Here is a 23,491-nt window from a genome sequence, read left to right on the forward strand (position 1 = left end):
TGGTGGTGGCGGGCGGTGTCTGGTCCAGCCTGTTCTGCCGCAGCGTGGGCGTGCGCTTCCAGCAGCTCAAGGTGCTCGCCTCGGTGCTGCGGACGGCGCCGATGGATGGCGGGCCTGATACGGCGGCCTGGGGGCCTGGACTTGCGCTGCGAAAAAGGCTCGATGGCGGATACACGGTGGCGAGCGGAGGCGTGGTGGCCGACATCGAGCCCGACAATTTCCGCTTCCTCACGGATTTCATTCCTGTGCTGAAACAGGAGTGGGGTGGCATCGCATTCCGCTTCGGCAAGTCCTTCTTCGCCCAGCAGAGGTTGCTGGACGGCTGGAGCAGCGGCACCACGTCGCCCTTCGAGAAAATGCGCATTCTCGATCCGCAGCCGTCAGACGCCGAGAACAGACGCGCCCGCGCCAATCTCGAAACGACTTTTCCGGCCTTCAAGGGCGTGCCCACCGCCGCAAGCTGGGGCGGCATGATCGATGCCACGCCCGATCTTGTTCCGGTCATCTCCGAGGTCGACAGTATTCCGGGTCTTGTTCTCTCGTCGGGTTATTCGGGCCACGGCTTTGGCATCGGTCCGGGGGCGGGGCGGCTGACGGCGGAGATCGCGGCGGGGAAAACACCCGTTGTCGATCCAAGGCCGTTCCGGTTCTCCCGCTACACCGATGGCAGCAGGCCGCGCCCGCTCACTGGCTTCTGAGGCCGATTACATCAGGCCGTTTGCGCGAAAGCTGAAATGGCCCTTGCGGCCCACGATCACATGATCGTGGACGATGACGTTGAGGCGCTGGCCGGCGTCCACGATCTTCTTGGTCATCTCGATATCGGCCATCGACGGCGTCGGATCGCCCGAGGGATGGTTGTGAACGAGCACGACGGCCGAGGCGGCGAGTTCCAGTGCGCGCTTCACCACTTCGCGCGTGTAGACCGGCGTGTGGTCGACGGTGCCTTCCTGCTGCACTTCGTCCGCAATCAACTGGTTCTTCTTGTCGAGGAAGAGAATGCGGAACTGCTCGATCTCGTTGAAGGCCATCGCCGCGCGGATGTATTCGAGGATGGCGTTCCAGGTGTTGAGCAGGGGCCGGTTGATGACCTGGCCTCGCGCCAGCCTCAGGGCCGCAGCGTGGACGATCTTGAGTTCCGTCGCCACGGCCTCGCCCACGCCCTTCACTTCCATGAGGCGCTCGGGCTCGGCACTCAGCACTTCCGCGAAGGTGCCGAAGCGGGCGAGCAGGTGCTTGGCAATGGGTTTGGTATCGCCACGGCGGATGGCGCGGAACAGGACCATCTCGAGCAACTCGTAGTCCGGCATGGCATCCGGGCCACCTTCGCGGAAACGGTCCTTCAGGCGGTCGCGATGGCCGAGGAAATGCGGCGGCGGGGGCTTGGCACCGGCATCGTCAAACCCCGCCATGGACTAAACCGCGTAGGGCGGATGATGGAAGCCCTTGGGCGAGAGCGTGAAGATCTCGACGCCTGTCTCGGTCACGGCCACGGTATGCTCGAACTGCGCCGAGAGCGACCGGTCGCGGGTGACGGCGGTCCAGCCATCACCGAGGATTTTCACATGCGGGCGGCCGAGATTGATCATCGGCTCGATCGTGAAGAACATGCCGGGCTTCAGTTCCACGCCTTCGCCCATGCGGCCATAGTGCAGCACGTTGGGATGATCGTGGAACACGCGGCCCAGGCCATGGCCGCAAAAGTCGCGGACGACGGAGCAGCGCTCGGCTTCGGCATAGGTCTGGATGGCGTGGCCGATGTCGCCCAGGTGGGCTCCGGGCCTTACCATGGCGATGCCGCGCATGAGGCATTCGTAGGTGACCTCGACGAGGCGCTCGGCCTTGCGGTTCACTTCGCCCACCATGTACATGCGGCTTGAATCGCCGTGCCAGCCATCGACGATGAGCGTCACGTCGATGTTGACGATGTCGCCGTCGCGGAGAGGCTTGTCGTTGGGAATGCCATGGCAGACGACGTGGTTGATCGAGGTGCAGATCGACTTGGGGTAGCCCCGGTAATTATAGGGCGCCGGGATAGCGTTGTGTGCGCGGGCGAAGTCCACGATGAGGCTGTCGAGTTCGTCGGTGGTGACACCGGGCTTCACATGCGGCACCAGCAGGTCTAGAGCTTCGGCAGTCAGGCGCCCGGCCTTGCGCATGCCCTCGAAATCGGCGGGGCCATGAAGCTTGATGCGGCTGGAGCGGGGCGAGTCGGTGTCTTCGGCGGCGTGGGTCATGCGATGTCCAGAACCGGGATCGCCCGGCCGGCTGGGATTTGAATTGCGCGTCAAGTTTACAGGAAAGGGCAGAAGCCTCAACCGCTGCTTTCCGCATATGCGTCCAGCCCCACATAATGAGGCAAGACCTTGATCGCAAGGCAAAAGGGCGCTTTGACACGGAGCATCCCGGCTGCCACACCCTCCGGTGAACAAGGATCAAGCGCCATGACCGCCCCACAACCCACAGCCGCCGTCCTCCTGATCGGAGATGAAATCCTCTCCGGCCGCACCAAGGACAAGAATCTCGGGTTTCTCGCGGACTACCTGACGGCGATCGGCATCGACCTCAAGGAAGCCCGCGTCGTGTCGGACGTGGAGGAGGAGATCGTGGCGGCGGTGAATGCCTTGCGGGCGCGCTACACCTATGTCTTCACCACCGGCGGCATCGGCCCCACGCATGACGACATCACAGCGGATGCCGTTGCCAGGGCCTTCGGCGTGCCGATCGAACATAATCAGCAGGCGGTCGAGATCCTGCTCGCCTATTTCAAGGAAATGGGCCGGGAGCCGAACGAGGCGCGGATGCGAATGGCAAGGATGCCGGTGGGAGCGACCCTCATCGACAATCCGGTGTCGAAGGCGCCGGGCTTCCAGATGGGCAATGTCTTCGTGATGGCGGGCGTGCCGAAGATCATGAATGCCATGATGGACGATGTTGCGACACGGCTGACGAAGGGCGTTCCCATGAAGTCGCGCACGGTGGAGTTCCGGGGCGGCGAGGGCGATGCGGCCAAGCCCCTGGGCGAGGTCCAGAAGGCGTTCCCGGCGGTGGTGATCGGTTCCTATCCCTTCCAGGCGCCAGATGGCTTTGCCACGAACCTGGTGCTTCGCTCACGCGATGAAGCCCTTCTCGAACAGGCCCTCGCAGCCGTGCGCAAGATGGCGGACGAACTTGTCGCCGCCGGGAAGGCGCGCGGCTGGAGCTGAGGCTTAAGCCGCCAGCGCGCGCTTCACCTTTTCGGTGAGGTCGTTGCGGGTGAAGGGCTTGTTCACGAGGTCGATGGCGTTGGGAAGCTCCTGCTGCATCTGGCGGAGCGAACCCGGCGCGTAGCCCGACATGAACAGTACCTTGAGCTCCGGCCTGACGGAGAGCGCGCGCTGGGCCATCTCGGGCCCGTTCATACCGCCCGCCATGATGACATCCGAAAGGACGAGGTTGATCTCCGGTCGGTCCTCGATGGCCTGAAGCCCCTCGGCTCCGCTCGACGCGATGATGACGTCGTAGCCCATGTCCTCGATCATTGCGGCTGCGACATCGCGAACCGATGGATTGTCCTCGACCACGAGCACGGTGGGCCTGCGGACCGAAACTGCGGCTGGCATGGGCTCAGGTGCGGCCGTGGCCGCTGCCGAAGGCTGGATCTGCGTAGCGGCCTCGGGCATTGACACCGTCGCTTCATCGGCCGCCGTCCTGAGGCGCGGCAAGTAGATCCGCATGGTGGTGCCGTGGCCGAGTTCCGAATAGATCTTGATGTGGCCGCCCGATTGCTTGACGAAGCCATAGATCATGGAGAGGCCAAGGCCGGATCCGGCCTCCGGGCCCTTGGTGGTGAAGAAGGGCTGGAACACCTTCTCGATGTTCTCGGCCGGAATGCCGCAGCCCGTATCGGTGACGGCGATCTCGACATAGTCGCCCGGCGGCACGTCTTCCATGTCGGCGGCGGCGGCTTCATCGAGCGTGCGGTTGAAGGTCTCGACGGTCAGGTCACCGCCCTTGGGCTTCATGGCGTCCCGGGCATTGATGCAGAGATTGAGGATGGCCGTCTCCAGCATCGTGGCGTCGGCACGGATGGGCCAGAGTTCGTCGGCGGGGATGATCGACAGGTTCACCGTGGCGCCAACGGCGTGGCCCAGGATGCCGTGCATGCGGGTGAGCAGGGTGTTGACGTCGAGATTGCGGTTCTGGAGCGTCTGCTGGCGCGAGAAAGCGAGCATGCGCTTGGTCAGCTCGGAGCCGCGCTCTGCCGCTTCATAGGCGGCATTGATGCGCTTCAGCACGCGCTCATCATCCTTCACGAGCTGCTCGACAAGCTGCAGGTTGCCCAGCACGACCATGAGCAGGTTGTTGAAGTCATGCGCCACGCCGCCCGTCAGCTGGCCCACGGCTTCCATCTTCTGCGCCTGCATGAACTTGCGTTCCAGCAGCTTGCGCTCGGTGATGCACTGGCAGGTGCCGAAAATCTGGTCGACCAGGTTGTGGCTGTTGCGGTCGGCCTCGATCTTCACCTCGAAATAGTTCAGTTCGCCCTCGACGAGGGTCTTGTAGCCGATCTCGAAGACCGGGCTGTTCTGGCCGTGCTTTGCGAGTTCGATGGCCTCGCGGAACTTCTCGCGGTCGGCGGGCTCGATCATCTTTTCGAAGACCACAAGATTCGGCTGGACGATGGCGTCCTCCATGCCGATCAAGGCGATCATCTCGGTGGAGAGCCGCGAGTGCCCGGTCTCGACGTTGACGGTGAAGCTGCCGAGCCTTGCCGCGCGCTGAGAACGCTTCAGGATGCGCTCCGAGGCCTGCATCTTTTCGAGCGCCGCCATCTGCTCGCTGATGTTGCGCGAGAGGCCGACGCATTTGACCGGCTTGCCATCGACCGGGCTGCGGATGACGCCAGCGATCGATTCAAGCCAGACATAGTTGCCCTGCGCGTTCTTCACCCTGTAGCGGGTTTGGAACATGTCCGAGCCAAAGGGCGCGGACTTGATCTGGTCATCCAGAGTTCTGTCGCGGTCGTCAGGGTGGACCAGATCGTTGAAGGTGTTGAAGGTGAGGTGACTCATGCCGCGTTCGAATCCGAGGAGATCGTAGAGCTCCGGTGAATTGTAGGATTCGCTGGTGCGGTAGTCGTGATCCCAGGCGGCATAGCCGCCGGAGCGGAGCGCCAGGCTCAGGCGGCGCTCGTTCTGGATGGCCTCTTCAGCTTCCTCGAGGCTTGCATGCTGGCCGATGAGCATGACCACGTTCTGGCCGTCGTCGGTGAGGTTCTGCGGCGTGAAGCGGATCGAGCGCGTGGTGCCGAGCGGCGGCACATAGGTGACTTCAACCTTCTGGACCGGACCATAGGGCGTGTCCTCGGTCAGGTGGCGGGCCGACAGGGGGCCGGTGCCGAACTTTACCAGCTGCTTGCCGACAAGTTCCTCGCGGGTGCAATTCCACTTGCGCATGACAGCGCTGGTGGCGGCAATCACGCGCGCCTCCGGCAGGCCGATGGCGAACATCTCGACGTTTGCCGTCTCGAACGCCTTCGTCATCTCGGCGACGATGCCTGCCGCTTGACTCATACGAAAAACTCCTCACACCTGACAGAACGGAAACCCCGACTTTCACGTCAAAACATGAATACACCGTTGATGGTTAATGGCGGATTGCGTGAAATGTGCGCCGCAGGCATAACAGGCGAAAGTCTTCGGGGGAGGAACCATGGACGAGAAGTGGCAGAAGAGTTTCCCGGTGTCGTGGGACCAGTTCCACCGCGATGCCCGGGCGCTGGCCTGGCGGCTGTCGGCCGCCGGACCGTTCTCGGCTGTCGTGGCTGTCACGCGTGGCGGGCTTGTGCCTGCTGCTGTGGTGGCGCGTGAACTCGGCATCCGCGTGATCGAGACGGTCTGCGTTGCCTCCTATGACTACGACAAGCAGGGCCATATCCAGGTGCTGAAGAGCATCGGTGCCTCGGTGGCCGGCACCGAAGGGGGGACCGGCGTCCTGATCGTCGACGATCTGGTCGATACCGGCGCCACGGCGCGCGTCGTTCGCGAGATGCTGCCCAAGGCGCATTTCGCAACCGTCTATGCGAAGCCAGCGGGCCGCCCTCTGGTCGATACCTTCGTCACAGAAGTCAGCCAGGACACCTGGATCTATCTGCCCTGGGACATGGGCCTGCAGTTCACCCCGCCCATCGGGGACAAGGCCACCGTCTGAGCGTCATGGAGAACGCGACTGCCCTCGGCATCCTGTTTCTGCTGCTGTTGCTGCAGATCAAGCACGCTGTTTGCGACGGACCCCTGCAGACGCTGTGGATGCTGCGGGAAAAGGGCTTCTATGGCAGGCCCGGCGGCCTCGCGCATGCGGGCATACATGGATTGGGCAGCCTTGCTGCGTTCCTCGTCTTCGGCATGGCTGCCCTCCCTTCGCTCGCGCTGGCGCTCGCTGACAGCGTCGTCCATTATCATGTGGACTTCACCAAGGAGACGGTGGTGCGCCGGAACAGGTGGTCGGCCGACAAGCCCTATTTCTGGTGGGCGCTGACGGTGGACCAGCTGGTCCATCAGTTCACCTATGTCGCCCTCGCCGCCGCCGTCATCATCTGGGTCTGAACATGCAAGAACATCTCTCTTCGCCCGCCACCGAAGCCGCACTTCACGATGCCATGGCCGCCTTTGCCGCGGCGCGACCGATGACCAAGGCGCTGCATGACCGCGCGACGGAGGTCATGCCCGGCGGCAACACCCGCACGGTGCTGTTCACCGCGCCATTTCCGGTGAGGGTCGAGAAGGCTCAGGGTTCGCAACTGACCGATGTTGACGGGCACAGCTACCTCGACCTGCTGGGCGAATATTCCGCAGGCATCTACGGGCATTCGCATCCGCGCATCCTGTCGGCGGCACATGCCGCGCTGGCGAAAGGCCTCAATCTCGGCGCCCATCACGAGGAAGAGGTGAAGCTCGCCGAAGTGGTGACGAAACGCTTCAATCTCGATCTCGTGCGCTTCACCAACTCGGGGACCGAGGCCAACATGATGGCGCTGGCGGCGGCGCGCTGCTTCACCGGCCGAAAGAAGATCATGCCCATGCATGGCGGCTATCATGGCGGCACGCTCTATTTCAGCCATGGGGCTTCGCCCGTGAACGCGCCCTTCGATTGCGTGATGGGCCACTACAACGATGTGGAAGGCACGCGCGCGCTGATCGCCGAACATGCAGACGACCTCGCAGCGATCATCCTCGAGCCGATGCTCGGCGGCGGCGGCTGCATTCCGGCCAGCATGGAATTCCTCACGATGCTGCGCGATGAGACGGCGAAGCGTGGCATCGTGCTGATCTTCGACGAGGTGATGACGTCAAGGCTGCATCCCGGCGGGCTGTCGGCCAAGCTGGGGATCGAGCCAGACCTCAAGGCGCTGGGCAAATATGTCGGCGGTGGCATGAGTTTCGGCGCCTTTGGCGGCAAACGCGTCATCATGGACCTGTTCGACCCGACGAAGCCCAACGCGCTGCCACACGCGGGCACGTTCAACAACAACACGCTGACCATGACGGTGGGCAACGTGGCGATGACCGAAATCTACACACCAGAGGCCTGCGTCGAACTCAATGCGCGAGGCGACCGGCTGCGCAACGCGCTCAATGACCTGTTCATGCTCTATCAGGTGAAGATGAAGGCCATGGGGCAGGGCTCGATGCTCACGATCCATCCCATGAGCGGTGACGTCACTTCACCCGACGACGTAGAACATACCGACAAGAACCTGAAACAATTGCTGTTTCTCGATCTGCTGGAGCAAGGCGTCTATATCGCCGAGCGCGGCTTCATGGCGCTGTCGCTGATGGTGACGGATGCCGATTGCGACCGGGTGGTGGGCGCTGTCGAACAGCACATCAACAAGCGCCGCGAACTGCTGGTCTGACGGTTCATACGATGGCCGGCATGACGATGCGGGCCATGAGCTTCGCCGGCATCTTCCACTGGTCGGCGGTGTTGTAGTTGCCCGCGAAGATGACGACGACCAGCTTGAGGCTGGGGATCACGATCATGCGCTGGCCGCCATTGCCATAGGCTGCAAACCACGGCTTCGCGTTCGAGACGAGATTGCCCAGCCACCAATGATAGGCATAGCGGAGGCCCGGCTCTGCCCAGGCGCGCGGCTTGAGAGACGACACGATCCAGCTCGCGGGCACCACGCGGCTTCCGTTCCAGATGCCTTTGTCCAGCACCATCTGGCCGATGCGCGCGAGACTCCGCGCCGTCATCCTGAGGCCCGAGGATGCCGCCGGCCGCCCATCCGGCCAGCGTGCCCAGGTGGCATCGTCAATTCCCAATGGCCCGAAGAGCCGCTGCGCCGCGAAATCTTCCAGCCGCTGGCCGGTGCCGCGCTCTATGAGGTGGCCGATCAACACGGTGGCTCCGCCGCAATAGACCCAGCGGCGGCCAGGCGGCTCCGCCATCGGCAGCCCAAGCACATGGCGGATGCGGTCCGTGGCTTCCCCCATGAGCCGCTCGCCGTTCATCGGGTCGGAGTAGGCTAGGTCTTCTTCCCATGCGAGCCCCATGCGCATGGACAGGACATGCCCGATGGTGATCCGCCGCTTCAGGGGATTGCCCAGAAGATCGGCGTGCTCGGGCAGGGCATCCATGAGCCTTGTGGCCACAGGTGGTACAAGCCCCGCGCCAAGGGCGATGCCGTAGAGCAGGCTGACGATCGATTTGGTGATGGAGCGGAGATCGTGCGGCAAGTCCGCGTGATGATTGACGGTGCCGAGGCCTTTGCCCCAGGTTTCATCGGCGCCGGGAAAATGGCGTTCGAAGCCCAGTTTCCCGTTCCGCACGATCAGCAGACCATGCAAGCCAGGGTAGGAGCCGGCATTGAAGGCCTTTTCCAGCGCGTGTTCCAAGTTTGATGGCAGTCCGGCGTCCTGCGGCCGGGCCTCAATCCAGGTCTTGAAGGCGTGGTGCGGTGCTCCGATTCCCATGGCCCAAGTCTATCCTCCGCGGTGCCTGCACGCGAGTTTTGCGCGAGGGGGTTGGCGGAATGCCCTCGGATGTGATATTGAATGCGCGTTCAATATGAATTCCGAAGGGAGAACCAATCGTGCTTCAACAGGTTAGCAACCGTTTCAACGCCCAGGAACTCTGGCAGCAGGACCACGACCATGTCCTGCACCCCTATACGCATTTCGACAGTTTCAAGAAGGACGGTTCGCTCGTCCTCGTCGAGGGCGAGGACTGTTACGTCACCGATGCAAGTGGCCGCCGTTACTTCGATGGCATTGGCGGCATGTGGTGCGTGAACGCCGGTTATGGCCGGAAGGAAATCGCCGAGGCCATGGCCGAGCAGGCGATGCAGCTCTGCTACACGACGACATTCGTCGATGTCACCAACGCGCCCGCATCCCGGCTCGCGGCGAAGCTCGCGCAACTGGCGCCCGGCAACCTCAATCACGTGGCCTATGCCACCTCGGGCTCATGTGCCGTCGATACGGCGATCCGGCTTGCCCATTTCTATCAGTCGCGCAAGGGCGAGCGCTCGCGCCGCTATGTGATCTCGCGGAAGAACTCCTATCATGGCTCGACCTATCTCGGCATGACCGTGGGGCTTCGCGACGGCGACCAGTCGGAGCATTTCCGCTACGTGCCCGATCTGGTCCACCATCTCTCCGCACCCTATCCCTACCGCCGTCCCGAGGACATGAGCCTCGAAGCCTTCAGCGACTTCCTCGTGGCCGAGTTCGAACAGAAGATCGCGGAGCTTGGCGCGGAGAATATCGCCTGCTTCATTGCGGAGCCCGCGCAGGCTTCAGGTGGCGTGTGCATTCCGCCTCCCAACTACCTGCCGCGCATGCGCGAGTTGTGCACGAAGAATGGCATCCTGTTCATCGCCGACGAAATCGTGACGGCCTTCGGCCGGCTCGGCCACTTCTTCGCGTCCTACGATGAGTATGGCGTTGTGCCGGACATGATCCTTTGCGCCAAGGGCCTCACCTCGGGCTACATTCCGCTCTCGGCTGTCATCTATTCCGACGACATCCACGAGACGATTTCGGCGGCGGACCCCGATGCATGGTTCACCCATGGCTATACGTATTCCGGCCATCCGGTCGCCTGCGCCGTGGCGCTCAAGAATATCGAGATCATCGAGCGCGAAGACCTTTGCGGCAATGCCGCGCGGGTGGGCGATTACCTCGAAAAGCGCCTGGGCGAACTCCGCGATATCGAAATCGTGGGCGACGTGCGCGGCCGCCGCCTGATGATGTGCGTGGAATATGTGAAGGACAAGAAGACCCGCGAGAAGCTGCCCGACAGCTGCAACATCTCGAAGCGCATCTCCAACGAGTGCGAGGCGAACGGGTTGCTGGTGCGTCCCATCGGACACCTCGACGTGCTCTCGCCGCCGCTCATCATCACGAAGGAACAAGTGGACTTCGTGGTCGACACGTTGCGCGGCGCTATCGAGAAGGCCACGCGCGACCTCAAGGCCGAGGGTGTGATTTAGAGGCGCGCGAGGAAGACTTCTTCGAGGCCATCAATGTCATCGATCTGGGTGCCGATCTTTTCGGCACCCAGTTTCTTTGCCAAGGCCTGGGAGGCTTCGTTGTCCGGCGAGATCGACAGGCGCAGGAAGCGCACGCCCTTGGCTCGCGCGACACCTGCAAGGCCAAGTATGGCTTCGTGGGCGATGCCCTGGCGGCGGTATGGTTCGAAAATGGAATAACCCATCTCGATCATCTGCCCGGACTCTCCCTCGTGCTCGAAGGCTTGCGGCTTGTCGTGGCAGTTGATGCTGCCCACGACATCTCCCGTGTCTTTCAGAATGATGGAGCGGATCGACCAGGGCGCATAGTCCGGATCATCCTTCCACTGGTTGAGGCGCATCTCGTAGACCCACGCATGCTCGAACCATTCGCTGGGCAGGTTTCGTCCAATCAGACGGCGGCAGGCTTCTGCATCCTTGGTAGCAGTTGCGGCGAGCCCGGCCAGCGGCACAAGGCGCAGCATCAGGCGATCTGTCTCGATGTCGATCACAGGGCCTGCCTCAACGCGCGGGCGAGGTTTCCCTTCGCTCCTGCTTCAACACCCGAAAGCCCCAGCCACAACGCCATGAGCTTCAGTTCGGCTGCCAGTGCTTCGGCAGTCTCGCCGGGTTCGGCATGGGACTCGTGATGGATGGCGTTGGCGCGCAACACGCCGGCTTGCCGGTCGGCCTTGAGGCAGACGCGGCCCGCGATCCGGTCATGGTGCAGGAAGGGGAGCACGTAGTAGCCGAATTTTCGTTTTTCGGCAGGGGTATAGATCTCGATCCTGTAGTGGAAGTCGAAGAGCCGCTCGGCCCGCGAGCGTTCCCACACCATGGGGTCGAAGGGCGACAAAAGAGCCGAGCCCCCCGCCTTGCGCGGCAGCTTCGCGTCCTTGTGAAGGTAGGCCTGCTGCTTCCAGCCTGCGACGGTCACGGGCAGCAGAGTGCCGTCCTCCACCAGTTCGGCGAGAGCCGTTTTCGTCTCGGCGACGGGGAGGCGGAAATAGTCGCGGAGGTCGATCTCGGTGCCGATGCCATGGGCGCGGCCCGAGAGGTCGAGCAGGCGGCGGATAGAATCGGCTTCCGATGGCGTTTCGAGCGCCAGAATGTCCGGCGGAATCACCCGCTCGGGAATGTCGTAGAGCCGCTCAAAGCCTTGCCGTGTGGCGGTGGTGACGAGCCCCTGGTCGAAGAGGGTTTCCAGCGCCATCTTGCCGCGCGACCAGCCCCACCAGCCGCCTTCGGCCTTGCCGCCGCCCGGCACCTCGCTCGCCACCGCCGGACCATTGCGGGTGACGAAGTCGAGCACGTCCTTGAGATAGGCTCGTTCCTCGAGGCCGAAGCGGTCCATCGAACTGTAGGTGCCGTTGCCTGACCGCGCCCGGGCCATGCGCCAGCGCATGAGGGGGTGAAGATCAAAAGGGAGCAGGCTTGCCTCATGCGCCCAGCATTCGAAGAACGCGCGTTTCTTGCTGCCGAAGGTGCGTTCATCCAGCGCGGAATGAGCATAGGCGCCGAGGCGCGAGAAGAGGGGCAGGTAATGCGAGCGGACCAGAACGTTGACGCTATCGATCTGCAGCAGGTTCAGCTGCCGCGTCATGCGGTCCATGTGGGACCATGTGACTTTCTTCGTGCGGTCGGGTTGCGTGAAGCCCTGCGCGGCCAGCGCCACGCGGCGGGCCTGGGCGATGGACAGGGAAGCTCTCACATCAGTTTCTTTTCCAGGGTCAGGAAGAGTTCTTCCATGCCAAGATTTGAGTAGAACTTGCGGGCCGAATGATTGCCAGCAAGAACATCGAGACGCAGCCACTTTTCGCCCGCAGCCGTTGCCCGCCGCTCGCATTCTGCCATCAGGGCTTGCCCGATGCCGTTGCCTCGATACGCCGTGCCGACACAGAGATCCGAGACATGTGCGAAAGTATAGGGGACTTCCTCAGGCTCATCAGCGGAGGAGAGCCCGATCAGCAAGTTCGCATAGCCCGCTATACCGTTGCCGTTTGCGGCGACCAGAAGCACGCCGCCATGCGTTTGCACTTCCTTGAGGAGGCCATCAACGTACCAACGCCCTATGGATTCTGGAGGTTTCAGCCGATCAAAAACCCGGCCCTCATGTTCCTGCAGTTCCCGCGCGAGTGCAACGACAGCCTCCGCGTCGGCTTCTGTGTAGGCGCGGATGGTGAAGTTGTCAGGCAGCTTCTTCGTGCCAGGCGGCCTGGGCGGGAATCGAATCGGTCTCCGCCAGCTTCGGATTGTGCTTGTAGAGCGTCGAGCAATAGGGGCAGACGGTCTCAGTATCGGCACCCATATCGATGAAGATATGCGGGTGGTCGAAGGGCGGCAGCGAACCGATGCACATGAATTCGCGGGCGCCAACTTCGATCGCAGCCAGCCCCATCTGATTGTGGAAATGCGGAGTTGCGCCCGATGCCATGTGGTCCTCAAAGACTTGTTTCGAGGGCGGATTAGCATATGTTCGCGCCCATGCACAAATTCAATTCGGACGGCGTCGAGATCGCCTATGAGGTCGCGGGCGAGGGGCCCCCCGTGCTGCTCATCCATGGCTTTGCGTCAACGGGCCGTGTCAACTGGTGGGACACGGGCTGGGTGAAGACGCTGGTGAACGCGGGCCACAAGGTCATCACCTTCGATCACCGGGGGCATGGCGCGAGCGAGAAACTCTATGATTCCGAACGCTATCCGGCGATCGCCATGGCCGGGGACGCGCGCCGCCTGCTCGATCATCTGGGAATCGCCCAAGCTGACGTGATGGGATACTCGATGGGGGCTCGCGTGGCGGCTCTGCTCGCTATTCACCATCCGGAGCGGGTGCGCCGCGCAGTCTTCGCGGGGCTGGCGTCGCGCATGATCACCGGCGTCGGCGGGTCGGAGGCCATCGCGAATGCGCTTGAGGCACCGAGCCGCGATGACGTTGCCGATGCCGGCGCGCGCGGCTTCCGGGTGTTCGCCGAGCAAACCAAGAGCGACCTGAAAGCGCTCGCCGCCTGCATCCGGTCCTCGCGGGTGAAGATCACCGCGGAGGAACTGGGCCGCATCAACGTGCCTGTTCTCGTGGTGGCAGGCGAAAAGGACGATGTGGCGGGCGACGTCGAGACGCTGGTCAAGGCTATTCCGGGATCAAGAGGCGTGACGCTGCCCGGCCGCAACCACATGAATGCGGTGGGCGACCGTGGATACAAGGTGGCGGTGCTGGCCTTCCTGAAGGGCGGCGCAGACGCTTGAATGCCGGGCATCATCGTCCCCTGAACACCGGTTTGCGCTTCTCCGCAAATGCCGCTCTGCCTTCCGTGTAGTCCTCGCTGTCGAAGCAGCGGGCAGCCAGTTTGGCAATGTCTTCTTCCTGCACATGACCGGCACGGATGGCGACAGCGTCAAGAGCTCGCTTGGCATGGAGGATGGTCAAAGGCGCGCCCGTGGCGATCTCGGCGCAGAGTGATTTCGCATCTCCTTCGATGTCCACAAAAAGCCTGTCGATCAGTCCCAGACGATAGGCTTCCTCCGCCTTGAGGCGGCGGGCGGTGAAGATCATGTCCTTGGCGGCGGGCAAGCCGATGGTGGTGACCAGATCGCGAAGCCCGTCGAGCGGATAGGCCAGCCCCAGCCGTGCGGGCGGCAATGCGAAGAGGGCGCTGGCGTCGGCGATGCGAAGGTCACAGGCGAGGGCGAGTGCTAGTCCGCCACCGATACAGAAGCCCTGGATCATGGCAACGACGGGCTTTGCACTTTGCCGGATCGAGGCGAAGGCTGCGCCGTTCAGTTCCTCGTAGGCCCTGGCGGCACCCGCGTCGCTCCGCGTTTCGCCGAACTCCGAAATGTCGGCCCCCGCCGCGAAGGCCTCGGCGCCAGCGCCCCGCATCACGATCACCCTCACATCAGGGTGATCATCAAGAGATTTCATCAGTGGCGGGATGGCGGCCCACATGGCGGCGTTCAGCGCATTGCGGCGCTCTGGTCGGTTCAGCACCAGCCAACCAGTTGATCCGTCAACGAAAGCCTGGATATGGGGAGAAGGCGAGGGAAGCTGGGTCATGCTCCGGTTTCTAGAATGAAGTGGCACCCTTCACAATCCTGCGATGGGATACCCATATGTGTCGGATTACGTTATATTGGCAGTCCCTGCCGCTATGTCGCGGCGCCTCCCGCGAGAGGATGTTGATTGGGAAATGGGAGTTGAAGATGCGTCAGGCCACACAGACCCAATCCATCGAGAAGCTCGATCCGGTGTGGAATCGCATCCGCGACGAGGCCGAGGAGATTGCGCGGCACGAACCTGCCTTGGGCGGCTTCATTTTCTCGCTTGTGCTGAACCACGACACGTTCGAGGAGGCGCTGACGCATCGGCTGGCGCAGCGGCTCGGCAATGCCGACATCGGCGCCGACCTCATCGTCCATGCCTTCAACGACGCCATCGATGCCGAACCCGAGATCGGGCATGCAGCGCGCGCCGACATCATCGCCACCTTCGACCGTGACCCGGCCTGCCACCGCTACATCGACCCTTTGCTTTATTTCAAGGGCTACCAGTCGATCCAAACCCACCGCATGGCCCACCGGCTGTGGAACATGGGGCGGAAGGATTTCGCCTACTACCTGCAGAGCCGGCTTTCGGTTATCGCGGCCATGGACATTCACCCGGCGGCGCAGATCGGCAAGGGCATCATGGTCGACCACGGCCATGACATCGTGATCGGCGAGACGACCGTCATCGAGGATAATGTTTCCATCATGCAGGGTGTGACGCTCGGCGGCACCGGCAAGGAGGCGGGCGACCGCCACCCGAAGATCCGCCGCGGCGTGCTGGTGGGAGCCGGCGCCAAGATTCTTGGCAACATCGAGATCGGCCATTGCTCGCGTGTTGCGGCCTGCTCGGTCGTCCTTCACGACGTTCCTGCCAACACCACGGTGGCGGGCGTTCCCGCCAAGGTGGTTGGCTATGCCGGCTGCACCGAGCCTGCACGCGCCATGGACCACAATGTGGAGCAGGTTGCGGCCTCCCCGGAATAGGGCTAGAGGGGCGGCCATCCCCAAACTGGAGTTTTCGCCTTGAAGCCCGACGAAATTGCGAAACTGACGAAATTCCTGCGCGCCAAGTTCGAGCTTCCCTCGATTGCGGTGAAGAAGCGCCCGCAGAAGGACGACTCGGCCGAGGTCTATATCGGTGAGGAATTCGTCGGCGTGATCTTCCGCGACGAGGAAGATGGCGAACTCTCCTACAATTTCTCGATGGCGATTCTCGATTTCGATCTCGAAGACGAAGATTGAGACATTAACCACTTCTTAACCATGCGCTGGCCCGCGGGCCTCGTTCTTGCTTCCTTGCTACTTCGTAAACGGACTGTCCCATTCGGGGACGGACGGAGGTGGCGATGGAACTTTATCATTTCGTCTGGGTCATGGCTGGAATCACCGGCCTGACGGTTGCGGGCCTCATCGGCAATGGCTGGGCCATGCTGACGGGCGAAGAACCAAAACTCTGGATGCTCTCGGAGTACAGCTTGATCACGCCAGTCCGCGCCCTGGCGCTCGTTGCCTATGCGCCTTTGGCTGTCACCAAGGCTGGACTGTCCGATATCGACCACAACCCGGCCTTCGGACTGCTCCTGCTCGCGACAGGTTTGCTCTGGAGCTTCTTCCAGGGGGTGTTTATCCTGACAACGCTCTTCGGACTCACCTGACAGGATTCCCACATGACCCTTTATGCGCTCGACGGCATCTCTCCTGAATTGCCGGAGGAGGGCGCGTGCTGGATTGCGCCCGGAGCCGTTCTTATCGGCAAGGTGAAGCTCGAGCGCATGGCGAGCGTGTGGTTCGGTGCCGTGCTGCGCGGCGACAATGAACTGATCACCGTTGGCGAAAACTCAAATGTGCAGGACGGATGCGTGCTGCATACCGATCCCGGCCTCGAGCTTGTCATCGGGCGGAACTGCACCATCGGCCACAAGGCAATTCTGCATGGCTGCACCATCGGCGACAACACGCTGATCGGCATGGGCGCCGTCATCCTCAACCGCGCGAGGATCGGCTCCAACTGCCTCATCGGCGCCAATGCGCTGGTCACCGAGGGCAAGGTGATCCCGGACAATTCGCTGGTGATGGGTGCGCCCGCCAAGGTCGTGCGCGAGCTTGACGCCGAAGCAATCGCGAACCTGCCGAAATCGGCCGCTGGTTATGTCAGGAACTGGCAGCGCTATGCGGCGGGGCTGAAGGTTCTTTGACTTCGGCGTTGATCGGCTTGCCGATCACGTTGTCGGTGTCGTCGAGCAGAACGAACATGGCCTTGCGCGCTGCCTCCGCATCCTGCGCGGCAATCGCCCTCACGACGTCATCATGCATCGGCACGACCTGTCCCGGCTTGGCGTTGTGGCGCGTGGTGAACGCGAAGAGGTTGGCTAGCGCCTGCTCGATGATGATGCCGAAGGGTGCCAGCAATTCGTTGTTGGCGCAGGCCAGCAGCGCGAGATGAAAGCGCACGTCGGGCTCGACCATGGCCTCAGCGTCGGCGGCATTGCGCATCCCCTCCAGTGCCGCTTCCAGTTCGGCCAGCTGTTGAGGCGTGCGGCGGCTTGCTGCAAGCACAGCCGCGCCTGGTTCCAGGATACGGCGCACCTCCTGCAAAGAGATCAGGAAAGCAGTCTTGTCCATCGCGGCGCAGTGCCAGGCCATCACGTCGCGGTCGAGTAGGTTCCAGCGCTCGCGCGGCTCCACGCGTGAGCCGATCTTGGGACGCGACACGAGCAGGCCCTTGCCGTTCAGCGTCTTGATCGCTTCGCGGACGGCGGTGCGGCTGGCGTGGAACATCTGGCCCCACTCGGCTTCATTTGGGAGCAGGGTGCCCGGTGGGTAAGTCCCGTCAAGAATGCGCGTGCCGATGCCGGCCGCAAGCTCGGCGTGAATCCTGCTGCCCGCCCGCCGTGGAGGCGAACGGACCGGTTTCTTTCCGCGCTGACGCATCTGTTGCAATCTCCCGAATGCGGCAATCTTATTTGTCATACAAAATCCCGTTGCCTGCCGAAAGGTGTTATTCTAATGATCGCCCATTGGCAACGAGCAGCAACCACCACTCCAAGCTCGGCCAAGACACATCAGGGAGGAACTACTCTTGATCAATCGCAGACATCTCATCGCCTCGGCCGCTGGCCTGGCTACCATTCTCGCCGCCGGCATCGCGCCCGCCATGGCTGAGGGCAAGGGCCTCGTCGGCATCTCCATGCCTACCAAGTCCTCGACCCGCTGGATCTCGGACGGCGAGTCGATGGTGAAGGAATTCACAGCACTCGGTTATGAAACCGATCTGCAGTATGGCGAAGACGACATTCCGAACCAACTCGCACAGATCGAGAACATGGTGACCAAGGGCGCCAAGGTCCTGATCATCGCCGCCATCGACGGCTCGACGCTGTCGGACATTCTCGCCAAGGCCCACGAAGCCGGCGCCAAGGTGTTCGCCTATGACCGCCTCATCACCAAGACGGGCAACGTCGACTACTACACGACCTTTGACAATTTTGGCGTGGGCGTGCTGCAGGGCAACTCGCTGATCACCGGCCTGAAGGAACGTTTCGCCGGTGTGAAGCCGTGGAACGTGGAACTGTTCGGCGGATCGCCCGACGATACCAACGCGTTCTATTTCTATGACGGCGCCATGAGCGTCATCCAGCCGCTGATCGACTCGGGCGACATCGCCATCGTGTCGGGCCAGATGGGCATGGACAAGGTCGGCACGCTCCGCTGGGACGGCGCTGTCGCGCAGGCCCGCATGGATAACCTGCTGTCGGCCAACTACACCGACAAGAAGGTGCACGGCGTTCTGGCCCCTTACGATGGCCTGTCGCGCGGCATCATCTCGTCGCTGAAGGGCGTTGGTTATGCGCCGGGCCCCGAAATGCCGATCGTGACCGGACAGGACGCCGAAGTGCCGTCGGTCAAGGCCATGATGGCGGGCGAGCAGTATTCGACCGTGTTCAAGGACACCCGCGAACTCGCCAAGGTGACCGCAACGATGGTGGATGCGGTGATGCAGGGCAAGGAGCCCGAGATCAACGACACCAAGACCTACAACAACGAAGTGAAGGTCGTTCCGTCCTACCTGCTGACGCCGCATTCCGTCGGCAAGGATGACATCACCAAGATGCTGGTCGACTCGGGCTACATCAAGGCTGAAGACCTTCAGTAAGACGCGGATTGGGGGCGGGCCTTGCAAGTTGACTTGCAGGGCCCGCCCTTTTTTGCCTAAATCAGACGAAAGATGGCTGGGGCCAACCGGCTGCGAGTCCCAAGAGACTCTATTGTGGGGAGACGATGCAGCCCATCCTTGAAATGCGGGGGATCACCAAGACGTTTCCGGGCGTGAAAGCGCTGACGGAGGTCAAGCTTTCCGTCATGCCCGGCGAGATCCACGCGGTCGTCGGCGAGAATGGCGCAGGCAAGTCGACGCTGATGAAGGTGCTGTCAGGCGTCTATCCGCATGGGAGCTACGACGGGCAGATCCTCTTCGAAGGCACGGAGCGGAAGTTTGGCTCCATCAAGGACAGCGAAGACACCGGCATCATCATCATCCACCAGGAACTGGCTCTCGTTCCTCTGCTCTCCATTGCCGAGAACATCTTCCTTGGCCACGAGACGGCCAAGCATGGGGTGATCGACTGGTTCGTGGCGTTCCGGCGCACGCAGGAACTGTTGAAGAAGGTGGGCCTCAAGGACCATCCCAATACACTGATCACCAACATCGGCACCGGCAAGCAGCAGTTGGTTGAAATCGCCAAGGCGCTGAACAAGAAGGTGAAGCTGCTGATCCTCGACGAGCCGACGTCGAGCCTCAACGAAACGGATTCGAATGCGCTGCTGGAACTGCTGAAGGGCTTCCGCGAACAGGGCATTTCCTCCATCCTCATCACCCACAAGCTGAACGAGGTGATGAAGGTTGCGGACCGCATCACCGTGATCCGCGACGGCAAGACCGTCGACATGCTCGACGTGACGACGGGCGAAGTGGACGAGGACCGCATCATCAAGGCGATGGTGGGCCGCGAGTTGACCGACCGCTATCCGCCGCGCCACGCAAAGGTGCTGGACACGATCTTCGAGGTGAAGGACTGGAACGTCTATCATCCGCTCCATGCCGAGCGGCAGATGATCAAGAACGTGAGCTTTCACGTGAAGAAGGGCGAGGTCGTCGGCATCGCCGGGCTGATGGGCGCCGGACGAACCGAGCTTGCCATGTCGATCTTCGGGCGCGCCTATGGGCAGAAAATTTCCGGCGAGGTGAAGCTGCACGGCAAGACGGTCGATGTCTCCACCATCCCCAAGGCGATGGATGCGGGGCTGGCCTATGCCACGGAAGACCGCAAGACCTATGGCCTCGTGCTGATCGACCATATCAAGCACAATGTGACACTGGCGAATCTCGAAGGCGTTTCGAGCCGTGGCGTGGTGAACGACTTGAATGAACTTACGGTCGCCAACAAGTATCGCAAGGACCTTGCCATCCGCTGTTCGGGCGTGTTCCAGACGACGGTCAATCTCTCCGGCGGGAATCAGCAGAAGGTGGTGCTGTCGAAGTGGCTGTTCTCCGGCCCGGAAGTCCTGATCCTCGATGAGCCGACGCGCGGCATCGACGTGGGCGCCAAGTATGAGATCTACGGCATCATCAACAAGCTGGCGGAGGAGGGGAAGGCGGTGATCGTCATTTCCTCCGAAATGCCAGAACTGCTCGGCATCTCGGACCGCATCTACGTGATGAACGACGGCCGCTTCGTGGCCGAGATGCCGGCGAAAGAGGCCAGCCAAGAAAAGATCATGCGGGCCATCATGAAATCCTGGGAAAGCTGAAGATGACCGACACCACTGTCCAGACCGCCGCCAAGCCGGACCTCATGCGGTTCCTCAAGGCCAATGTCCGCGACTATGCGCTGCTGCTGTCGCTGCTGGCGATCATGATCTTCTTCCAGTTCACCACGGGCGGAACGCTGTTCAAGCCCATCAACATGACCAACCTGATCCTGCAGAACAGCTACATCGTCATCATGGCGCTGGGCATGCTGCTGATCATCGTGGCGGGCCACATCGATCTTTCTGTGGGCTCGGTATCGGGATTTGTGGGCGCGGTTGCCGCCGTGATGATGGTGAATTGGAAGGTTGACCCGTTCATCTCGGTCATCGCCTGCCTGGTGCTGGGCGGCATTATCGGTGGAGCCCAAGGCTATCTTGTCGCCTACTACAAGATACCGGCCTTCATCGTGACGCTTGCCGGCATGCTGGTGTTCAAGGGGCTGGCGCTCACCGTGCTGGGCGGCGCATCGGTCGGGCCATTTCCCAAGGAATTCCAGCTGCTGAGTTCGGGCTTCGTGCCGGATTTCACCGGAGGCACATTCAACTGGCTGGCGATTGTCATTGGAAGCGCCGTCACGGCGGCGATCATCTATTTCAACTTCAAGGAACGGCGAAACCAGCAGGAGCATGGGCTGGCGGAAGAGCCCGACGTGATCTTCTACGGGCGAAATCTCTTGATCGCGGTCGCCTTCCTTGGCTTCTCCTACCTGATGGCAAGCTACAAGGGCCTGCCGAACGTGCTGATCGTCATGTTCACGCTGATAGCGCTTTTCGTCTTCATCACCACCCGCACGACATTTGGCCGCCGCGTCTATGCGATGGGCGGCAACGAGAAGGCCGCCAAGCTTTCCGGCATCAACACCGAACGGATGACCTTCCTGATCTTTGCGATCATGGGAACGCTGGCAGCGCTGGCAGGGCTGATCTTTGCTGCCCGGCTCAACGTGGCGACTCCAAAGGCCGGACTCGGCTTTGAGCTGGAAGTGATCGCCGCCTGCTTCATCGGCGGCGCGGCCGTGACAGGCGGCGTCGGCAAGATCATCGGGGCCGTCATCGGCGCCTTCATCATCGGCGTGATGAACAACGGGATGTCGATCCTCGGCGTGGGCATCGACCTGCAGCAGGTGATCAAGGGCGCCGTTCTGATGCTCGCCGTGTTCCTCGACGTCTATTACAAGAACAAGGGGTAGGGTCGAGCCGATCAGCCGAGCGGCTCGTCGCCAAATCTCTCCCACAGTCGCGGATAGCGCCTGGACAGATGCGCCGGGGTTTCCTTCACGGGCGTTCCCGCGAGCTTTGCTGGCCCCTTGCGGCCGGGATTGAGGGGGCCCGACGGATCGTCCAGCGGGTCGTTCCCAGTCTTCCGCGCCCAGACATCGGTGGCGACCAGGCTGAACTCCTCGAACTCGCAGGGCTCGTCCGTTCCTTCCGGGATGATGTCGGCCAGTTCATCGGCGTCGGTCAGGACGAACTCGAACACGTCGCGGCCCCTGGAGATCAGCCAGCGCTGGAAATACTCGAAACCCTCTTCGACCGAGCCGCCATGGATGACGGCATAGGCGCCCCACAGATCCCAGGTTCGCGTCCGCGCAAGCTCATGCTGGAATGCCCGCTCGAAGTCCCCGATCCCGTCAGGCGGCAGGCGATCGAGCAAGCTGTCGAGAGCCTCGAGCTGTCCGTCCTGATCCTTGAAGGACGTCGTTCGGTCGATGAGCGACCAGAATTGTGCCGTGTCCATGATGTTCGCCGCCTGTTTGGGAAGACACAGGTTTCGCGAAGCCGGTGGCTTGGTCAAGGCCTTGCCTTGTGCGTCCGCAAAAAAGGGTGGAGCCGGCACAGGGTGGGGCTGTGCCGGCTCCTAGAAGCCCGGTCTGGTGGGGGATGGGGAGGGGACGCCGACCGGGCCAAACTCTCCTGAACTCTTTGCTCCGGGCGCGGTCGCCCGGCCCTTGTTACCTGTCCGTGCCGCCGGCCAGAATGCCGTTTGCGATCGTCTTGTCCTTGACCAGCGATACCCAGGCGCGCGGATCGCGCGGGGACTGCCGCTTCAGGAACGTGTAGTCGAGATCGCGCCAGCGGCGGATTTCGTTGCGGCGGTTGTCGAGAACGAAGTCGCCCTCATCCGTCGTCACCGTCAGCACGGCATGGCCTTCGTTCTTCTCGTCCAGCACCACCGTGATCAGCAGCGCCGCGCGGGCAAAGCCAAGTCCCTCGAGGAAGCGCTGCTTCATCAGCACGTAGTCCTCGCAGTCGCCCGCATCGGTGGGGTAAGCCCAGAACTCGGGCTCACCGTAGAGATCCTCGTCGCTCACCGGAGCAACCTTGCCGTTCACGTAGGTGTTGACCTGGTAGATCAGGTTCCAGCGCTCCGGCGACATCGCCAGCTTCACTGCGCGGCTGGGGCCGCCCGTCTTGCAGTTCTCAGGGTTCCGCGCGCAGAAGTTCACGAAACCGACCGGCGGAAGTGCCTTGCCATAGGTCGTGGCGAATTGGGTCCTCGGCTCCTTGTTGCGAACCTCGCCGGAGTTGCCGGTGGCACCTGCCACCTGCGATCCCAGCAGAAGTCCGAGAAGTGCCGCCCCCACAGCGGTCCTGATCTTCATGTTACGCCCCATCCGATTTCTTATTATGGCCACAATAGCTAAGAGGCTTTGAGACGGGGTTCAGGCGCACCCCCAAAATGGCGGGGTTCGGTTAGCAATGGATTCACCATGCCGGGCTCGAAAAGAGCCTCTCCAAGGGGGTTGATTAATGGGGGAACGCCTGTTAGACACCGCGCCACCAATGAAATGGCGTGCGGCCATGGCGGAATTGGTAGACGCACTACCTTGAGGTGGTAGCGAGTAACATCGTGGAGGTTCGAGTCCTCTTGGCCGCACCAATCCTCCGGATAGTTATCAGTTCAAGAACGGGCAGCAGGTCAGACTGGCTGCCTTTTTGTTGTCATGAATTGCGGCGGAAGGCGACGTGGCTGTGGCACGCTTGGGCCGCTGCGTGTAGACACGTCTGGCGGCTCGCGGGCGTGGCGGAATGGTAGACGCAACGGACTTAAAATCCGTTTTCCGTATGGAAGTGTGGGTTCGAGTCCCACCGCCCGCACCAGTTCCTCGGCGTCGCCGCCGTCCTGGTCAGGCGTGTCTGGAG

Annotated in this window: 26 protein-coding genes and 2 tRNA genes; 16 read left to right on the top strand and 12 right to left on the bottom strand. The window is 62.3% G+C overall.

The window, feature by feature from the left end:
• A partial coding sequence (locus ACEW8Q_RS11890; RefSeq protein WP_373504272.1) for an NAD(P)/FAD-dependent oxidoreductase occupies nt 1-698 on the top strand: 698 nt, incomplete at its 5' end.
• Nucleotides 699-704: 6 nt separating this feature from the next.
• Here the strand turns inward: ACEW8Q_RS11890 and radC are convergent.
• Both radC and map read right to left on the bottom strand, forming a co-directional pair.
• A complete protein-coding gene (gene radC, locus ACEW8Q_RS11895; protein WP_373504273.1) occupies nt 705-1,412 on the bottom strand; it encodes a DNA repair protein RadC in 708 nt (235 codons plus the stop codon).
• Between the two features lie 3 nt (nt 1,413-1,415).
• Nucleotides 1,416-2,237: a type I methionyl aminopeptidase gene (gene map / locus ACEW8Q_RS11900; RefSeq protein ID WP_373504274.1), complete on the bottom strand. Its 822-nt coding sequence runs from the start codon at nt 2,235-2,237 to the stop codon at nt 1,416-1,418.
• A 207-nt stretch (nt 2,238-2,444) separates the two neighbouring features.
• Between map and ACEW8Q_RS11905 the strand changes: the two genes are divergently transcribed.
• Entirely contained in the window at nt 2,445-3,206 is a 762-nt protein-coding gene (locus ACEW8Q_RS11905; RefSeq protein WP_373504275.1) for a competence/damage-inducible protein A, read from the top strand.
• A 3-nt stretch (nt 3,207-3,209) separates the two neighbouring features.
• Here ACEW8Q_RS11905 and ACEW8Q_RS11910 read toward each other — a convergent pair whose 3' ends face one another.
• Nucleotides 3,210-5,555 carry an ATP-binding protein gene (locus ACEW8Q_RS11910; protein WP_373504276.1) on the bottom strand — a complete coding sequence of 782 codons (2,346 nt, stop codon included), beginning with the start codon at nt 5,553-5,555 and terminating at the stop codon, nt 3,210-3,212.
• A 139-nt stretch (nt 5,556-5,694) separates the two neighbouring features.
• Between ACEW8Q_RS11910 and gpt the strand changes: the two genes are divergently transcribed.
• From gpt to ACEW8Q_RS11925, 3 genes are read left to right on the top strand one after another with little or no spacing between them, the layout of a single operon-like run.
• Nucleotides 5,695-6,192: a xanthine phosphoribosyltransferase gene (gene gpt / locus ACEW8Q_RS11915; protein ID WP_373504277.1), complete on the top strand. Its 498-nt coding sequence runs from the start codon at nt 5,695-5,697 to the stop codon at nt 6,190-6,192.
• A gap of 5 nt (nt 6,193-6,197) precedes the next feature.
• Nucleotides 6,198-6,587 carry a DUF3307 domain-containing protein gene (locus tag ACEW8Q_RS11920; RefSeq protein WP_373504278.1) on the top strand — a complete coding sequence of 130 codons (390 nt, stop codon included), beginning with the start codon at nt 6,198-6,200 and terminating at the stop codon, nt 6,585-6,587.
• Between the two features lie 2 nt (nt 6,588-6,589).
• A complete protein-coding gene (locus ACEW8Q_RS11925; protein ID WP_373504279.1) occupies nt 6,590-7,897 on the top strand; it encodes an aspartate aminotransferase family protein in 1,308 nt (435 codons plus the stop codon).
• Between the two features lie 4 nt (nt 7,898-7,901).
• Here the strand turns inward: ACEW8Q_RS11925 and ACEW8Q_RS11930 are convergent, their stop codons facing one another.
• Nucleotides 7,902-8,960, bottom strand: coding sequence for a serine hydrolase domain-containing protein (locus ACEW8Q_RS11930; protein ID WP_373504280.1), 1,059 nt, complete (start codon nt 8,958-8,960; stop codon nt 7,902-7,904).
• 119 nt (nt 8,961-9,079) lie between these two features.
• Here ACEW8Q_RS11930 and ACEW8Q_RS11935 point away from each other — a divergent pair, with 119 nt between their 5' ends.
• Nucleotides 9,080-10,480, top strand: a complete 1,401-nt coding sequence (locus tag ACEW8Q_RS11935; protein ID WP_373504281.1) for an aminotransferase — start codon at nt 9,080-9,082, stop codon at nt 10,478-10,480.
• Here the strand turns inward: ACEW8Q_RS11935 and ACEW8Q_RS11940 are convergent.
• From ACEW8Q_RS11940 to ACEW8Q_RS11955, 4 genes are read right to left on the bottom strand one after another with little or no spacing between them, the layout of a single operon-like run.
• Nucleotides 10,477-11,010 (bottom strand): GNAT family N-acetyltransferase, encoded by a 534-nt coding sequence (locus ACEW8Q_RS11940; protein WP_373504282.1) that lies wholly within the window; start codon nt 11,008-11,010, stop codon nt 10,477-10,479. The two genes, ACEW8Q_RS11935 and ACEW8Q_RS11940, sit on opposite strands and share 4 nt — an antisense overlap.
• Nucleotides 11,007-12,209, bottom strand: coding sequence for a winged helix-turn-helix domain-containing protein (locus ACEW8Q_RS11945; protein WP_373504283.1), 1,203 nt, complete (start codon nt 12,207-12,209; stop codon nt 11,007-11,009). Before ACEW8Q_RS11945 ends, ACEW8Q_RS11940 begins: the two co-directional genes overlap by 4 nt.
• The gene (locus ACEW8Q_RS11950; RefSeq protein ID WP_373504284.1) at nt 12,206-12,802 is read right to left on the bottom strand and encodes an N-acetyltransferase family protein; all 597 of its coding nucleotides are present in this window, start codon (nt 12,800-12,802) and stop codon (nt 12,206-12,208) included. The genes ACEW8Q_RS11945 and ACEW8Q_RS11950 overlap by 4 nt, the downstream gene beginning before the upstream one ends.
• Complete coding sequence (locus ACEW8Q_RS11955; RefSeq protein WP_373504285.1) at nt 12,687-12,932, bottom strand: zinc-finger domain-containing protein; 246 nt, start codon at nt 12,930-12,932, stop codon at nt 12,687-12,689. Before ACEW8Q_RS11955 ends, ACEW8Q_RS11950 begins: the two co-directional genes overlap by 116 nt.
• A 50-nt stretch (nt 12,933-12,982) precedes the next feature.
• Here ACEW8Q_RS11955 and ACEW8Q_RS11960 point away from each other — a divergent pair, with 50 nt between their 5' ends.
• On the top strand, nt 12,983-13,741 hold the full coding sequence (locus ACEW8Q_RS11960) for an alpha/beta fold hydrolase (RefSeq protein WP_373504286.1): 759 nt from the start codon (nt 12,983-12,985) through the stop codon (nt 13,739-13,741).
• A 10-nt stretch (nt 13,742-13,751) separates the two neighbouring features.
• Here ACEW8Q_RS11960 and ACEW8Q_RS11965 read toward each other — a convergent pair whose 3' ends face one another.
• Nucleotides 13,752-14,549, bottom strand: coding sequence for an enoyl-CoA hydratase (locus ACEW8Q_RS11965; protein WP_373504287.1), 798 nt, complete (start codon nt 14,547-14,549; stop codon nt 13,752-13,754).
• Between the two features lie 146 nt (nt 14,550-14,695).
• Between ACEW8Q_RS11965 and cysE the strand changes: the two genes are divergently transcribed.
• The 4 genes from cysE to ACEW8Q_RS11985 all read left to right on the top strand — a co-directional run bounded on the left by cysE (nt 14,696) and on the right by ACEW8Q_RS11985 (nt 16,734).
• Nucleotides 14,696-15,523, top strand: a complete 828-nt coding sequence (gene cysE, locus ACEW8Q_RS11970) for a serine O-acetyltransferase (RefSeq protein ID WP_373504288.1) — start codon at nt 14,696-14,698, stop codon at nt 15,521-15,523.
• A gap of 39 nt (nt 15,524-15,562) precedes the next feature.
• Entirely contained in the window at nt 15,563-15,781 is a 219-nt protein-coding gene (locus tag ACEW8Q_RS11975; RefSeq protein ID WP_373504289.1) for a DUF3126 family protein, read from the top strand.
• 104 nt (nt 15,782-15,885) lie between these two features.
• A complete protein-coding gene (locus ACEW8Q_RS11980; protein ID WP_373504290.1) occupies nt 15,886-16,194 on the top strand; it encodes a hypothetical protein in 309 nt (102 codons plus the stop codon).
• 12 nt (nt 16,195-16,206) lie between these two features.
• The gene (locus ACEW8Q_RS11985; RefSeq protein WP_373504291.1) at nt 16,207-16,734 is read left to right on the top strand and encodes a gamma carbonic anhydrase family protein; all 528 of its coding nucleotides are present in this window, start codon (nt 16,207-16,209) and stop codon (nt 16,732-16,734) included.
• On the opposite strand, the gene ACEW8Q_RS11990 is transcribed toward ACEW8Q_RS11985, so the two are convergent.
• Nucleotides 16,691-17,470, bottom strand: a complete 780-nt coding sequence (locus ACEW8Q_RS11990) for a FadR/GntR family transcriptional regulator (RefSeq protein WP_373504292.1) — start codon at nt 17,468-17,470, stop codon at nt 16,691-16,693. The two genes, ACEW8Q_RS11985 and ACEW8Q_RS11990, sit on opposite strands and share 44 nt — an antisense overlap.
• A 169-nt stretch (nt 17,471-17,639) precedes the next feature.
• Between ACEW8Q_RS11990 and chvE the strand changes: the two genes are divergently transcribed.
• The 3 genes from chvE to mmsB all read left to right on the top strand — a co-directional run bounded on the left by chvE (nt 17,640) and on the right by mmsB (nt 21,537).
• Nucleotides 17,640-18,692 carry a multiple monosaccharide ABC transporter substrate-binding protein gene (gene chvE, locus ACEW8Q_RS11995; RefSeq protein ID WP_373504318.1) on the top strand — a complete coding sequence of 351 codons (1,053 nt, stop codon included), beginning with the start codon at nt 17,640-17,642 and terminating at the stop codon, nt 18,690-18,692.
• Between the two features lie 125 nt (nt 18,693-18,817).
• Entirely contained in the window at nt 18,818-20,347 is a 1,530-nt protein-coding gene (mmsA, locus tag ACEW8Q_RS12000; protein WP_373504293.1) for a multiple monosaccharide ABC transporter ATP-binding protein, read from the top strand.
• Nucleotides 20,348-20,349: 2 nt separating this feature from the next.
• Nucleotides 20,350-21,537 carry a multiple monosaccharide ABC transporter permease gene (gene mmsB / locus ACEW8Q_RS12005; RefSeq protein ID WP_373504294.1) on the top strand — a complete coding sequence of 396 codons (1,188 nt, stop codon included), beginning with the start codon at nt 20,350-20,352 and terminating at the stop codon, nt 21,535-21,537.
• An 11-nt stretch (nt 21,538-21,548) separates the two neighbouring features.
• On the opposite strand, the gene ACEW8Q_RS12010 is transcribed toward mmsB, so the two are convergent.
• Entirely contained in the window at nt 21,549-22,085 is a 537-nt protein-coding gene (locus ACEW8Q_RS12010) for a DUF4240 domain-containing protein (protein WP_373504295.1), read from the bottom strand.
• Nucleotides 22,086-22,299: 214 nt separating this feature from the next.
• On the bottom strand, nt 22,300-22,950 hold the full coding sequence (locus ACEW8Q_RS12015; RefSeq protein WP_373504296.1) for a transglutaminase-like cysteine peptidase: 651 nt from the start codon (nt 22,948-22,950) through the stop codon (nt 22,300-22,302).
• Between the two features lie 193 nt (nt 22,951-23,143).
• On the opposite strand from ACEW8Q_RS12015, the gene ACEW8Q_RS12020 reads away from it, so the two are divergent.
• Nucleotides 23,144-23,228: transfer RNA gene (locus ACEW8Q_RS12020), tRNA-Leu, on the top strand.
• A 135-nt stretch (nt 23,229-23,363) separates the two neighbouring features.
• A tRNA-Leu gene (locus ACEW8Q_RS12025) sits at nt 23,364-23,449 on the top strand.
• Nucleotides 23,450-23,491: the final 42 nt, after the last annotated feature.

The organism is Aestuariivirga sp., assembly GCF_041738905.1.
Lineage (GTDB): Bacteria > Pseudomonadota > Alphaproteobacteria > Rhizobiales > Aestuariivirgaceae > Aestuariivirga.

Excerpts from the sequence above, each read along its gene's own strand:
- radC (WP_373504273.1), bottom strand. The coding sequence starts at position 1,412 with ATGGCGGGGTTTGACGATGCCGGTGCCAAGCCCCCGCCGCCGCATTTC.
- map (WP_373504274.1), bottom strand. The coding sequence starts at position 2,237 with ATGACCCACGCCGCCGAAGACACCGACTCGCCCCGCTCCAGCCGCATC.
- ACEW8Q_RS11905 (WP_373504275.1), top strand. The coding sequence starts at position 2,445 with ATGACCGCCCCACAACCCACAGCCGCCGTCCTCCTGATCGGAGATGAA.
- ACEW8Q_RS11910 (WP_373504276.1), bottom strand. The coding sequence starts at position 5,555 with ATGAGTCAAGCGGCAGGCATCGTCGCCGAGATGACGAAGGCGTTCGAG.
- gpt (WP_373504277.1), top strand. The coding sequence starts at position 5,695 with ATGGACGAGAAGTGGCAGAAGAGTTTCCCGGTGTCGTGGGACCAGTTC.
- ACEW8Q_RS11920 (WP_373504278.1), top strand. The coding sequence starts at position 6,198 with ATGGAGAACGCGACTGCCCTCGGCATCCTGTTTCTGCTGCTGTTGCTG.
- ACEW8Q_RS11925 (WP_373504279.1), top strand. The coding sequence starts at position 6,590 with ATGCAAGAACATCTCTCTTCGCCCGCCACCGAAGCCGCACTTCACGAT.
- ACEW8Q_RS11930 (WP_373504280.1), bottom strand. The coding sequence starts at position 8,960 with ATGGGAATCGGAGCACCGCACCACGCCTTCAAGACCTGGATTGAGGCC.
- ACEW8Q_RS11955 (WP_373504285.1), bottom strand. The coding sequence starts at position 12,932 with ATGGCATCGGGCGCAACTCCGCATTTCCACAATCAGATGGGGCTGGCT.
- ACEW8Q_RS11960 (WP_373504286.1), top strand. The coding sequence starts at position 12,983 with ATGCACAAATTCAATTCGGACGGCGTCGAGATCGCCTATGAGGTCGCG.
- ACEW8Q_RS11965 (WP_373504287.1), bottom strand. The coding sequence starts at position 14,549 with ATGACCCAGCTTCCCTCGCCTTCTCCCCATATCCAGGCTTTCGTTGAC.
- cysE (WP_373504288.1), top strand. The coding sequence starts at position 14,696 with ATGCGTCAGGCCACACAGACCCAATCCATCGAGAAGCTCGATCCGGTG.
- ACEW8Q_RS11980 (WP_373504290.1), top strand. The coding sequence starts at position 15,886 with ATGGAACTTTATCATTTCGTCTGGGTCATGGCTGGAATCACCGGCCTG.
- ACEW8Q_RS11985 (WP_373504291.1), top strand. The coding sequence starts at position 16,207 with ATGACCCTTTATGCGCTCGACGGCATCTCTCCTGAATTGCCGGAGGAG.
- ACEW8Q_RS11990 (WP_373504292.1), bottom strand. The coding sequence starts at position 17,470 with ATGCGTCAGCGCGGAAAGAAACCGGTCCGTTCGCCTCCACGGCGGGCG.
- mmsA (WP_373504293.1), top strand. The coding sequence starts at position 18,818 with ATGCAGCCCATCCTTGAAATGCGGGGGATCACCAAGACGTTTCCGGGC.
- mmsB (WP_373504294.1), top strand. The coding sequence starts at position 20,350 with ATGACCGACACCACTGTCCAGACCGCCGCCAAGCCGGACCTCATGCGG.
- ACEW8Q_RS12010 (WP_373504295.1), bottom strand. The coding sequence starts at position 22,085 with ATGGACACGGCACAATTCTGGTCGCTCATCGACCGAACGACGTCCTTC.
- ACEW8Q_RS12015 (WP_373504296.1), bottom strand. The coding sequence starts at position 22,950 with ATGAAGATCAGGACCGCTGTGGGGGCGGCACTTCTCGGACTTCTGCTG.